This is a genomic window from Nocardioides sp. S5-5 (assembly GCF_054954065.1).
Genome location: NZ_CP199913.1, coordinates 2,930,125 through 2,941,820 on the forward strand (window position 1 = coordinate 2,930,125; position 11,696 = coordinate 2,941,820).

The 11,696-nt window shown below is 74.5% G+C and carries 11 protein-coding genes; 6 read left to right on the forward strand and 5 right to left on the reverse strand.

The genetic code is table 11. The features are described 5' to 3' along the window. Positions 1 to 2: 2 nt before the first annotated feature. A complete protein-coding gene (locus ACUP6Y_RS13850; protein ID WP_462551313.1) occupies positions 3 to 1,316 on the forward strand; it encodes a phytoene desaturase family protein in 1,314 nt (437 codons plus the stop codon). Here ACUP6Y_RS13850 and metF read toward each other — a convergent pair whose 3' ends face one another. After that, positions 1,317 to 2,207 carry a methylenetetrahydrofolate reductase [NAD(P)H] gene (gene metF / locus ACUP6Y_RS13855; RefSeq protein ID WP_462551314.1) on the reverse strand — a complete coding sequence of 297 codons (891 nt, stop codon included), beginning with the start codon at positions 2,205 to 2,207 and terminating at the stop codon, positions 1,317 to 1,319. Between the two features lie 85 nt (positions 2,208 to 2,292). On the opposite strand from metF, the gene ACUP6Y_RS13860 reads away from it, so the two are divergent. Together ACUP6Y_RS13860 and ACUP6Y_RS13865 are read left to right on the forward strand one after the other, a co-directional pair. Next, positions 2,293 to 3,381: a polyprenyl synthetase family protein gene (locus tag ACUP6Y_RS13860; RefSeq protein ID WP_462551315.1), complete on the forward strand. Its 1,089-nt coding sequence runs from the start codon at positions 2,293 to 2,295 to the stop codon at positions 3,379 to 3,381. A gap of 25 nt (positions 3,382 to 3,406) precedes the next feature. Further along, positions 3,407 to 5,230, forward strand: a complete 1,824-nt coding sequence (locus ACUP6Y_RS13865) for an acyltransferase family protein (protein ID WP_462551316.1) — start codon at positions 3,407 to 3,409, stop codon at positions 5,228 to 5,230. A 9-nt stretch (positions 5,231 to 5,239) separates the two neighbouring features. Here ACUP6Y_RS13865 and ACUP6Y_RS13870 read toward each other — a convergent pair whose 3' ends face one another. Genes ACUP6Y_RS13870 through ACUP6Y_RS13880 form a run of 3 tightly spaced genes read right to left on the reverse strand, consistent with a single transcriptional unit; the run spans position 5,240 to position 6,484 of the window. Beyond that, on the reverse strand, positions 5,240 to 5,653 hold the full coding sequence (locus tag ACUP6Y_RS13870) for a barstar family protein (RefSeq protein WP_462551317.1): 414 nt from the start codon (positions 5,651 to 5,653) through the stop codon (positions 5,240 to 5,242). A gap of 10 nt (positions 5,654 to 5,663) precedes the next feature. Continuing rightward, entirely contained in the window at positions 5,664 to 6,110 is a 447-nt protein-coding gene (locus ACUP6Y_RS13875; RefSeq protein WP_462551318.1) for a guanyl-specific ribonuclease, read from the reverse strand. Between the two features lie 2 nt (positions 6,111 to 6,112). Beyond that, positions 6,113 to 6,484, reverse strand: coding sequence for an Rv2175c family DNA-binding protein (locus ACUP6Y_RS13880; RefSeq protein WP_462551319.1), 372 nt, complete (start codon positions 6,482 to 6,484; stop codon positions 6,113 to 6,115). Between the two features lie 124 nt (positions 6,485 to 6,608). On the opposite strand from ACUP6Y_RS13880, the gene pknB reads away from it, so the two are divergent. From pknB to ACUP6Y_RS13895, 3 genes are all read left to right on the forward strand, one after another. After that, positions 6,609 to 8,687 carry a Stk1 family PASTA domain-containing Ser/Thr kinase gene (gene pknB, locus ACUP6Y_RS13885; protein ID WP_462551321.1) on the forward strand — a complete coding sequence of 693 codons (2,079 nt, stop codon included), beginning with the start codon at positions 6,609 to 6,611 and terminating at the stop codon, positions 8,685 to 8,687. A gap of 67 nt (positions 8,688 to 8,754) precedes the next feature. Continuing rightward, positions 8,755 to 9,237 (forward strand): SRPBCC family protein, encoded by a 483-nt coding sequence (locus ACUP6Y_RS13890; protein ID WP_462551322.1) that lies wholly within the window; start codon positions 8,755 to 8,757, stop codon positions 9,235 to 9,237. A 54-nt stretch (positions 9,238 to 9,291) separates the two neighbouring features. Continuing rightward, positions 9,292 to 10,284, forward strand: a complete 993-nt coding sequence (locus tag ACUP6Y_RS13895; protein WP_462551323.1) for a discoidin domain-containing protein — start codon at positions 9,292 to 9,294, stop codon at positions 10,282 to 10,284. A gap of 1 nt (position 10,285) precedes the next feature. On the opposite strand, the gene ACUP6Y_RS13900 is transcribed toward ACUP6Y_RS13895, so the two are convergent. Further along, positions 10,286 to 11,635 carry a class II 3-deoxy-7-phosphoheptulonate synthase gene (locus ACUP6Y_RS13900; protein WP_462551324.1) on the reverse strand — a complete coding sequence of 450 codons (1,350 nt, stop codon included), beginning with the start codon at positions 11,633 to 11,635 and terminating at the stop codon, positions 10,286 to 10,288. Positions 11,636 to 11,696: the final 61 nt, after the last annotated feature.

The following is an 11,696-nucleotide window of genomic DNA, read 5'->3' on the forward strand; positions in this document are numbered from 1 at the left end:
CGGTGCGCATCGTCGTGATCGGCGGCGGTCTCGGCGGCCTGGCCGCGGCCGCGCGGCTGGCCAAGCTCGGCCACGAGGTCGCCCTGCTGGAGGCGTCCGGCCGGCTCGGCGGTGCGCTGGCGCCGGTCGAGCAGGACGGCTACCGGTGGGACGCCGGCCCGGCACGTACCCTGCTGCCGGCCGCGCTGCGCGACCTGTTCCGCAAGTCCGGGCGCCCGCTGGAGAAGGAGCTCGGCACCGACCTGGAGCCGCTGCCGGTGCTGCGCGAGCACCGGTTCGCCGACCGCACCTCGGTGCTGCTGCCCGGCGGCTCCCGGGCCGACCAGATCGCCGCCTTCGACGAGCTCGCCCCGGGGCTCGGCGAGAAGTGGGCGGCCCACGTCGACGTCTACGGGCCGGTGTGGGACGTGCTGCGCCGCCACTACGTCGAGGTGCCCTGGGACCCGCGCACGAAGGGCGCGGTCCCCAAGGAGCTGGACGCGATGTTCGACATCCGCGAGACGCTCCACAAGCGGCTGCGCCACGCGCTGCGCGACGAGCGGCTGGCGCTGGTCGCCGGCTACCCCGCCGTGGCCGAGGGGCACGACCTGCGCAACGCGCCCTCGTGGGTGGGCGTCACCGCCTACCTCGAGCAGTGCTTCGGCGGCTGGCGGGTCCCCGGTGGGATGGGCCGGGTCGCCGAACTGCTCACCGCGCGCCTGGAGACCCGCGGCGTGCGCGTGCGCACCGGACTCGAGGTCGAGGACCTGGTCGTGCGCGAGGGCCGCGTGGTCGCCGTACGCACCGCCGAGGGCGAGGCCGACGCCGACGCCGTCGTGGTGGCGATCGACCCGCGCCGGCTGCCCACGCTGGCGCCCCACGTCGAGCGCACCATGCCCTCGATCCCGCCGGTCGTGACCCATGTCGGACTGGCCGGCGACGTCCCCGAGCTGGCCCACGAGCTGGTCATCCACGAGGAGCCGCTGCTGGCGGTGCGCCCGGGCGGCGCCGCCCCCGACGGCGGCACCGCCTGGACCGTCCACGGGCGCGGCAAGATCGCCGAGGACCTCCTCGACGCGCTGGCCCGCCACCGGATCGACGTCCGCGAGAACGTCGTCACCCGGGTCGACCTGTCCCCGCGCGACCAGGTCGAGCAGTGGCGCGGCTCGCCGATGGGCGTGCTGTGGCAGGGCCGCGGCACGGTACGTCGCCGGCTCGGTCCCGCCACGCCCGTCGCGGGCGTGTACGCCGCCGGCGCCCACGCCGCCCCGGGCGCGGGCGTGCCGTTCGTGACCCAGTCGGCCGCGCTGGTCGCCCAGCTGATCGGCCCGGCCTGATCAGACCGTGATCTGCAGCGCCTCGAAGATCTCCAGCGTCGCCCGGGACCGGTTCAGCGTGTAGAAGTGCAAGCCGGGCGCGCCGCCGGCGAGCAGCTCGTCGCACAGCTCCGCCGCGATCCGGATGCCCTCGGCGCGCACGGCGGCCGCGTCGCCGTCGTACGCGCTGATCCGCTCGACGATGTCGTCGGGGACGCTGGTGCCGATCAGCTCGCCCTGGCGACGGATGGCCGACAGGTTCAGGATCGGCATGATGCCGGGCAGGATCGGGATGTCGACGCCGCGGGCACGGACCCGCTCGACCAGCGCGAAGTAGTCGGCCGCGCGGAAGAACATCTGGGTGACCGCGAACTCGGCGCCCGCCTTGGCCTTGGCGACCAGCACATCGGCGTCGACGTCGAGCGAGTCCGCCGAGGGGTGGCCCTCGGGGAAGGCGGCGATGCCGACCCGGAAGTCACCGCGCGAGCGGGCCAGCTCGACCAGCTCGACGGCGTAGTTGAGCCCACCCTCGGTCGGCGTCCAGTCGGCGCGCGGGCCCTCCTGCGGGTCGCCGCGCAGCGCCATCACGTGGCTGACGCCCTCGGCGACGTAGGCGTCGAGGATCCCCTCGAGCTCGTCGCGGGTGTGCCCGACGCAGGTGAGGTGCGCCATCGGGACCATCGAGGTCTCGCGCGCGATCCGGCCGGTGATGGCGACCGTCTTGTCGCGGGTGCTGCCGCCGGCGCCGTAGGTCACCGACACGAAGCTCGGGCGGTAGGGCTCCAGCGCCCGGATCGCGTCCCACAGCTGCGCCTCCCCCGCCTCGTCCTTGGGGGGGAAGAACTCGAAGGAGAACGAGCGCCCGCCCTCACGGAGGATCTCGCCGAGGGAGCGCCCAGCACCGGTGGTCATGAGCCGCAGTGTAGGTGGCCCGCGCGGGCCGGGGCCGGGCATCTCGCCGTTCGCCCCAGTCACTGGTGGTCACTAGGCTCACACCGTGACCAGCCAGGCATGGGACCCGACGCCCTTCCGGACCGAGGTCCAGGCCACCCTCGACGCCTTCCTCGCCGACCAGGCGACCCGGCTCGCGCCGCTCGGCGGCGACGCGTCGCGGCTGCTGTCCGAGGCGCGGGTGACCGTGTCGGGCGGCAAGCGGTTCCGCGCGGCGTTCTGCCACTGGGGCTTCGCCGCGCTCGCGGGGGCGCCGACGGGTGCCGACGCCGAGGCCGTACGTCGCGCCGCCGCCGCCCTCGAGCTGCTCCACGCCAGCGCGCTGGTCCACGACGACCTGATGGACGCCTCCGACACCCGCCGCGGCCGCTCGGCCACCCACCGCACCTTCGAGCGCGCCCACCGCGCCGACGGCTGGCGGGGCGACCCGGAGCAGTACGGCGCCGCGGCGGCGATCCTGCTCGGCGACCTGCTGCTGTCGTGGTCCGACGAGCTGCTGCGCCGCTGCGGCCTGGGCTGGGACCGGGTCGGCCCCGCCCTCGACGTGCTCGACCTGTGCCGCTCGGAGGTGATCGCCGGCCAGTTCCTCGACGTGTCGGTCCAGGCCCGCGGCCGCGCCGACGTCGCGCAGGCGATGACCGTGCTGCGCTACAAGTCCGCGAAGTACTCCATCGAGCGCCCGCTCCACGTGGGCGCCGCCCTCGCCGGCGCCGACGCGGCCACCCTGGGGCTGCTGACCGCCTTCGGCCTCCCCCTCGGCGAGGCCTTCCAGCTGCGCGACGACCTGCTCGGCGTCTTCGGCGACCCGGCCACCACCGGCAAGCCGGCCGGCGACGACCTGGTCGAGGGCAAGCGGACCGTGCTGGTCGCGCTGGCGCTCGAGAAGGCCTCCCCCGGCGACGCCGAGCGCCTCGACGGCGCGCTCGGCACCACGCTGACCGAGGCCGAGGTCGCCGACCTGCGGGCCGTCATCGACGACTGCGGAGCCCGCGCCGAGGTCGAGTCGATGATCGACGACCTCGCCCGCCAGGCTGTCGACGCGCTGCGCCGCGGCCAGGCCGAGGCCGGCTGGGACGTCGAGGCGTGCCGGGTGCTCGAACAGCTGGCCGCCGCGGCGACCCGTCGCACCCGTTGACTCGGCTCCGGGCCGCCCGCTCCGCGTGAACCCGAACGACCGGCTCCCCGAGTCCCGACCAGCCCGCGTGCTCGCCCTCGACGGGCTCCGCGGCGTGGCCGTGCTCGCCGTCGTCGGCTACCACCTGTTCCCGCACCGGCTGCCCGGCGGCTTCCTGGGCGTCGACATGTTCTTCGTCCTGTCCGGGTTCCTGATCACCTCGGAGCTGGTGCGCGAGGCCGACGGATCGGGGCGACCGCGCTTCGCGCGGTTCTGGGTACGACGAGCCCGCCGGATCCTGCCCGCGCTGGTCGCGGTGCTGCTGGTGGTGACCGCGACCACCGGACTGCTCGGCGGCGCGCTGGAGGTGCGGCTGCGGCAGCAGGTGCTCGCGGCGCTGACCTTCAGCAGCAACTGGTACCAGGCCGGCGGGCCGGCGTCGTACGCGGACCGGTTCGAGGCGCCGGTGTTGCAGCACCTGTGGTCGCTGGCCGTCGAGGAGCAGTTCTACCTGGTCTGGCCGGTGCTGCTGTGGCTGATCCTGTCCGCCACCCGGCGCTTCGGCGAGGAGCGGCGCGGGCAGGTCGTGGCGGTGCTCGCCGCGCTCGGCGTCGTCGCCATGGCCGTGGGACAGCTGAGCGGCGCGTCGCTGGACCGGCTCTACTTCGGCACCGACACCCACGGCTTCGCGCTGCTGATCGGCGCGACCGCCGCCCTGTGGGTGGTCGAGGTGCGGCTGCGGACAGCGGTCGCGGCAGCGGCCGGCAGCCTGCTCGCGATCGCGCTGCTGCCCTGGGACGCGCCGCTCACCTACCTCGGCGCCACGGCGGTGGTCGCGATCGCCACGGCGCTGGTCGTGCTCCACGTGACGGGTGACGCCCGGCGCCTGGACTGCGGCCGTTCGCCGGTCGCGCTCGCGCTGTCCGCGCCGCTGCTGCGCTGGGCGGGCCGACGCAGCTACGGGATCTACCTGTGGCACTGGCCCGTGATCGTGGTGCTGCTGCAGGTGGCGCCCGGCGTGCCGCTCGCCGTGGGCGCCGTACCGATCACGCTGGCACTCGCGGCGCTGTCGTGGCGTCATCTCGAGCAGCCGGTGCTGCGGAACGGCTACCGGGCCTCGGCGCGCCGGGTGGTGGCGCTCGGCGAGCGGACCGGACTGGTCGGCATCGCCGTCAGCACCGTCGTCGCCGCGCTGGTCTCAGGCACCGTCACCGCGGGGATCGGGAACTCCCGTGACCACAGCGCCCTCCGGGTGAGTCTCGACACCGGCGAGGCCGCGATCGAGGCGCACCGGCAGGCGGCACCGCCCGCGCCGCCCGTACCTGTGCCGCCCCCCGGCCCGGCTCCGGCGGCATCGCCGTGGGCCTCGCCGGGCCCGGACGACGGCCGCGACCTCACCGTCATCGGCGACTCGGTCACCGTGGCCGCCGCGCCGGCGCTCTACGAGCTGCTGCCCCACGCCGATGTCCGCGCCCACGTGGGCATGCAGATGTGGAGCCTGGAGAAGCGGATCCGCGGGCTGCGCAAGGCCGGCGCGCTGCGCCCCGTGGTCGTCATCGCCCTGGGCACGAACGGCGACTTCGCCCCCCACCAGCTCACCGACGCCATCGGCGCGGCCGGGCCCGGTCACCGGTTCGTGCTGGTCACGGCGAGTGGGCCGCGGTCCTGGATCGGGCCGGCGAACGCCAAGCTGCGCCGCTACGCCCGGACACACGCCGACGCGCGGATCGCGGACTGGGCGGCGCTGCGCTCCCGTGTCCCGGACTTCGCCGGCGACCGCATCCACCCCGGCCCGCGCGGCGGCGCCGTCCTCGCCCGGCTGATGTACCGCACGGCCACGTCCTTCTACGGCGAGCCCGCGACCGGGTGAGGACCGGTCTCAGTCCAGCAGGGGCACGGCGTCCGCGGGCCCCTCGCCCCGCAGCAGCACCTCGATCGCCGGGTCGTCCGGGCCCCGCCGCGCCAGCACGTCGGTGACGACGCCGAACCACCGCGGCTCGGCGCGGGCGAACCAGGACCAGGCGTCCCACAGCAGCACCGTGGGGCCGGGCAGGTCGCGCAGGCAGTCGTTGAGGGCGTCGAGGTTGGCGCCGTAGTGGCCCGGGAACGCGAGCGCGCCCCCGATCGCCCGCAGCACGTCGGGGCGGGTCTCCAGGCCGACGCCGTCGACGTACCCGAAGCCCCAGCCGGCCCGCTCCACCGCGTGGCGCACGTCGGCGACGTCGAGCGCCGAGGCCCACCGATGGACGCCCGGGGCGTGCCGGCCGGCCAGCACGGCGGCGAGCCCGCTCACTGGCCCCACCTCATCGCCGCAGCCTCTCGAACGACTCGTAGTGGTCGGCGGTCCAGTAGAGCTCTCCCCCGTCGCCGGCGATGATCCGCCGCGCGCCGCGGTGGTCGAGACCGGGCGTGGCGACGGTGTACTCCGCGTAGTAGCCGCGCGGCCGGTCCGGCAGCACGCCCTCGAAGTTGCCGAAGGTGGAGCCGTCCTTGCCGGGGTACGGGAAGGGCCCGCCGGCGTCGATCAGCTCGACGGTCTCGGCCGCCTCCGGCGGCAGGTCCGCCAGATCGACGTACGCGATGCCGTCGTCGTCGCGCGCCGCCGCGGCGCTCGGCGAGGAGGCGATGCTCGGGGCCTCGCCGGCCCGAGAGGGCTCCTCGTCGCCGCCGCGTGACTGCAGCCACCACACGCCGACCAGCAGGACGACGGTGATGACCGAGGAGACGACCTTGGTCGTACGCCGGCTCATGCTCAGAAGGCGAGCGCCTGGGCGCGACGCTTCACCTCGGAGCCACGGTTCTCGTGGAGCGCGTCGATCGGGCGCCCGGGCAGGTCGGCGTCGAGGAAGATCCAGGCGATGCACTCGCGGTCGTCGAAGCCGTTGTCGTGCAGCACGGTCAGCAGCCCGGGCAGTCCCTTGACCGGCTCGCCGTCGACGAGGAAGAGCGTCGGGATCGCCTGCCGACGCCCGGGCGCGGGCACGGCGGCGGCGAGCTGGTGCTCGCGGACCATGGTGCGCACCTTGGCGGGCGTGACCCCGATCAGATCGGCGGCCTGGTCCCAGTCCAGCCACTCGTCGACGAGGGCGGCGAGGTCGTGGTCGGCCAGTCGCGGTTCGCTCATGGGGTCCATCCTCCCTCACCGGGCCCGTCGGCGTGGCTTCGGGCGGGTGGGGCCCCGCCCCGTACCATGGTCGCTCCGGTCACTTCCCCGGCCGGTTCAGCAGAACATGCACAGGAGGGTCGCTGTGCACGAAGACCAGCGCGCTCGCGGCGGCCCCGCCGCGCGCCCCGGCGACCCTCCGGCCGGATCGAAGCGGGTCGAGGACCACCAGTTCGGGCGGCTGCTCGACGCGCGCTACCGGATCGGCATCCGGATCGCGCGCGGTGGCATGGCCAGCGTCTACGAGGCCGTCGACACCCGACTGGACCGCACCGTGGCGGTCAAGATCATGCACCCCGGGCTCGGGGATGCGACGACCCACGACGACGACTCGTTCGCCCGCCGCTTCGTCAGCGAGGCCAAGGCCGCGGCCCGGCTCTCGCACCCGAACGTGGTGGCGGTCTTCGACCAGGGGCGCGACGAGAGCGACGGGACCGTCTACCTGGTCATGGAGTACGTCCCGGGGCACACCCTGCGCGACACCCTCGTCAAGGACGCCCCGATGTCGCCGGAGCGGGCGCTGGCGCTGCTCGACCCCGTGCTCTCCGCGCTCGGCGCCGCCCACCGCGCGGGCCTGATCCACCGCGACGTGAAGCCCGAGAACGTCCTCATCGCCGACGACGGGAGGGTCAAGGTCGCCGACTTCGGCCTGGCCAAGGCGGTCAGCGCCGACACCCAGCACACCGCGACCAACGGCGTCCTCATCGGCACCGTCTCCTATCTCGCCCCCGAGCTGGTCGTCGAGCAGCGGGCCGACGCCCGCGCGGACGTGTACGCCGCCGGCGTGATCCTGTTCGAGCTGCTGACCGGCACCAAGCCCCACACCGGCGAGACCCCGATCGCGGTCGCCTACCGCCACGTCCACGAGGACGTGCCGGCGCCCTCGAGCGTCGTCCCCGGCATCCCCGACTACGTCGACGCGCTCGCCGCTCGGGCCACGACCCGCGACCCGAGCCTGCGCCCGGCCGACGCCACGGTGCTGCTTCACCACGTGCGCCGGGTCGTCCAGGCCCTCCACGACGGCGTCCGCACCGACCCCGAGCTGGTCGCCGACCTGCTGCCGGCGACCCGTGCGGCCGCGCCCGCCGAGATCGACGGCGACACCACGCCCGACCCGGTGAGCTCGCTGTGGGAGGGCATGCCCGACCTGGTCGCGCCCGACCACGAGCGCACCTCCGTCATCGTCGATCGGCCGCAGCCGCCGGTCCCGGGGCCTCCGGCACCGCCGGCCCCGCCGAAGGAGCGCCGCCCCGCGCGCCAGCGCAGGCCCGGACGGGCCAAGCGGATCGCGGTGGCGCTGGTCCTCGTCGTCCTCGTCGCCGCCGTCGGGGGCACCGCCTGGTGGGTCGCCTGGGGCCGCTACACCACCACCCCCGGCGTGATCGGGCTGGAGCAGGCCGCGGCCTCGACCAGGCTCGACGAGGCCGGGCTGGGCGTCGTTGTCAAGGAGGTCTACTCCGAGAGCGTCGCCAAGGGGCTGGTCATCTCCACCGATCCGCGCCCCGGGGCCCGGATCCTGCCCGACGGCGAGGTGAGCCTGACGGTGTCCCTCGGCAAGGAGCGGTACGACGTCCCCGACCTCGCCGGCAAGACCGTCGACGAGGCGACCGCGGCCCTGGCCGGGGTGAAGTTCGTCGCCGGCCAGCCGGTCGAGGAGTGGTCCGAGACCGTCGAGGCCGGCCGGGTGATCCGTTCCACGCCCGCCTTCGGGACCCCCGAGGCGCAGGCCCTGCCGGTCGGCACCTCCGTCACGCTCGTCGTCTCCAAGGGCCGCAAGCCGCTCAAGGTCCGCAGCTTCGTCGGCAAGGACGCCGACAAGGCGAAGCAGGTGCTGGGCAAGAAGGGCCTCGACGTCGAGGTCGAGGAGAAGTACAGCGACGACGTCGCCGAGGGCGACGTGATCAGCCAGTCCCCCGAGACCGGCACGCTCCACAAGGGCGACCGCGTCGAGCTCGTCGTCTCGAAGGGCCCGGAGCTGGTCGTGGTGCCGGGGGTGCGCCTCAAGTCGACCGACGACGCCATCGACATGCTCGAGGGCCTCGGCCTCGTCGTCCGGGTCGAGCACGCCGAGATCTACCTCAACGGCGCCACCGCCTGGAGCACCGCTCCCGGCGGCGGCACCAAGGTGCGCAAGGGCAGCACGGTGATCCTCTACGTCGTGTGACCCGGGGGGTAGCCAGAGCGCGCCCGCGGGCGCACCATGGGAGACGGACCAACCCTTGGGAGCGCACATGGCCGGTCACATCATCCACGTCCACAGCACCATCCCCGCCCCGCCCGCCCAGGTCTGGGACGTCATCACCGACGTCGCCCACGCCGACGACGTGCTGCGCAGCGTCAGCGAGAGCGAGCTGCTCACCGAGGGCGGATACGACGTCGGCACCACCTGGCGCGAGCGACGCACCCTGTTCGGGCACCACGGACCCGAGCGGCTCCAGGTCGTCGAGTCCGAGCCGCAGCGGCGTACCGTCGTCGAGGCGGAGGTCGGCAACGACATCATCCGCACCGCCTACCGCCTCACCCCGTCCGGCCCGGAGGCGACCGGGACCCGGCTGGCGATGACCACCACGGTGGAGATGAGCCACCGATCGGTGCTCTCGCGGGGGATGTGGGCGATGTTCGGCGGCTTCAGCTACGACCGCACCCGCAAGCTGCTCGAGCACGACCTGGAGGACATCGAGGCGGAGGCCTGCCGGCGTGCGCTGACGGGCTGACACCCCCCGAGCAGTCACACCTGGAGGTGGCGTCGGGGTACGGTGAGCCCCGCGATGACCACCCCGACGCACTGCACCAGCTGCGGGCACGCGCTCGGGGTCGGCCGGTTCTGCACGAACTGCGGACAGCCCGTCCCCGGCCGGCACCCGGAGGCGGCGCCCGACACGAGCGCGCCCGTGGTGCCCCCGCCGACCGGCCAGCTGCCGCCCGCCGCCCGCTACCCGCTGTACGCCGACGCCCCCACCTCGCCGCCCGGCCCGCCGCCGGCGGCGGCGCTGCCCGCCGTCGTCACCCAGGTCGCTCCCGCTGCCGTGCCGGGTCCGGGACGCGAGCCGTCGGGAACGCCGTGGCTGCCCTGGCTGCTCGGCATCGTGGTGCTGGCGCTGGTCGCCGGCGTCGGGGCCTTCCTGCTGGTCAGCGCCGGCGGCACCGACGACGGTGACGCCACGGACGGCTCGTCGCGGACCACCGACGACACCCCGGCCACCCCGCGCGGTCCCGACGACACCGACCAGCCCCAGCCCGACAGCGCGGGCACCGGCGGACCGGTCGAGGCGCCCGCGCCGGGCGACGTACGCGATCTGACCTCGACCGCGCGGGCCCAGGTGCCCGCGACGGCACCCGAGTCCCGGGACCGGCAGAACCGCCCGGTCACCTATGCGGCTGCCAACATGCTCGACGGCAAGCCGCGCACCGCCTGGCGGATGCCCGGCGACGGCACCGGCGCGAGCCTGGTCTTCGACCTCGGCGAGGAGGTCGTGCTGACCGAGGTGGGCCTGGTCAACGGCTACGCCAAGGTCGACGGCGCCGACGACTGGTACCGCGGCAACCGGCGCATCCGCGCCGTGCAGTGGGAGTTCGACGACGGCACCCGGATCACCCAGCAGCTCGGCGAGCGACGGCGCGTGCAGCTGCAGCCGGTCGGCCCGGTCGCGACCCGGCGGGTGGTGCTCCATCTGGTCGAGGTGACCGCGCCCGGCAAGGGCCCGAACGGCCGGGACTTCACCGCGATCAGCGACGTGCGCCTCCGCGGGGCTCCGGCCTAGATCACGCGCGCAGCATGCTCGCGACCTGGAAGGCCAGCTCGAGGGACTGCACCCGGTTGAGCCTCGGGTCGACGACCGACTCGTAGCGGTGGGCCAGGCCCTGCTCGTCGAGCTCCTCGCCGCCGCCGACGATCTCGGTGACGTCGTCGCCGGTGTTCTCGACGAGGATGCCGGCGGGGACGGTGCCGAGCGCGCGGTGGACGTCGAAGAAGCCCTGCACCTCGTCGAGGACGTCCTCGAAGCGGCGGGTCTTGTAGCCGTTGGAGGCCTCGAAGGTGTTGCCGTGCATCGCGTCGCACACCCAGGCGACGTCGACGCCCTCGGCCGTGACCTTCTCGACCAGCGCGGGCAGGCCGTCGCGGATCTTGCCGGCGCCGAAGCGGGTGATGAAGGTCAGCCGGCCCGGCTCGTTGGTCGGGTTGAGCCGGGCAGCCAGCGCGAGCGCGTCGTCGGCGGTCGCGGTCGGGCCGAGCTTGCAGCCGATCGGGTTGCTGATGTGGCTGAAGTACTCGACGTGGGCGCCGTCGAGCTGGCGGGTGCGCTCGCCGATCCACACCATGTGGCCCGAGACGTTGTAGGGCCGCTCGGTGCGCGAGTCGATCCGGGTCATGGCGTGCTCGTACTCCAGCAGCAGCGCCTCGTGGGAGGAGTAGAAGTCCACCCGGTGGAACTCCTCGGGGTCGGCGCCGATCGCCTTCATGAAGGTCAGCGCGCGGTCGATCTCGGCCGCCATCGCCTCGTAGTGCTGGCCCACGGGGCTGTTGCGGACGAACTCGGAGTTCCAGGTGTGGACCTGGCGCAGATCGGCGTAGCCACCGGTGGTGAAGGCGCGCACCAGGTTCAGCGTCGAGGCCGACGCGTGGTAGACGTCGAGCAGCCGCTGCGGGTCGGGGCGGCGCGACTCCGGGGTGAAGTCGAAGCCGTTGACCGCGTCGCCGCGGTAGGCCGGCAGCGTCAGCGTCGTACCGTCGGGCAGGCCGCGGGTCTCGGTGTCCGACGAGCGGGGCTTGGCGTACTGGCCCGCCAGCCGCCCGACCTTCACGACCGGCACGGACGCGGCGTAGGTCAGCACCACCGCCATCTGCAGCAGCACCCGCAGCTTGTTGCGGGTGTTGTCGGCCGTCGCGTCGACGAAGGTCTCGGCGCAGTCTCCGCCCTGGAGCAGGAACGCCTCGCCCCGGCTGGCCGCCGCGATCTTCGCCTTCAGCTCGTCGCACTCGCCCGCAAACACCAGCGGCGGCAGCGTGCGCAGTCGCGTGACGGCCGCGGCCAGGGCCGCGGGGTCGTCGTACGACGGCTGCTGCTTCGCTCCGATGGCGTGCAACTGCTCGAGGGACGGAAGGCTGGTCACCCCCCAAGGGTACGGCGCGGCACCGGCGCCCGCCGACTCGGCGGCCGCTCGTGGGACACGG

What these genes read in the sequence shown, in the direction of transcription:
- metF (WP_462551314.1), bottom strand. Translation starts at nt 2,207, where the DNA reads ATGACCACCGGTGCTGGGCGCTCCCTCGGCGAGATCCTCCGTGAGGGC.
- ACUP6Y_RS13890 (WP_462551322.1), top strand. Translation starts at nt 8,755, where the DNA reads ATGGCCGGTCACATCATCCACGTCCACAGCACCATCCCCGCCCCGCCC.
- ACUP6Y_RS13880 (WP_462551319.1), bottom strand. Translation starts at nt 6,484, where the DNA reads ATGAGCGAACCGCGACTGGCCGACCACGACCTCGCCGCCCTCGTCGAC.
- ACUP6Y_RS13895 (WP_462551323.1), top strand. Translation starts at nt 9,292, where the DNA reads ATGACCACCCCGACGCACTGCACCAGCTGCGGGCACGCGCTCGGGGTC.
- ACUP6Y_RS13875 (WP_462551318.1), bottom strand. Translation starts at nt 6,110, where the DNA reads ATGAGCCGGCGTACGACCAAGGTCGTCTCCTCGGTCATCACCGTCGTC.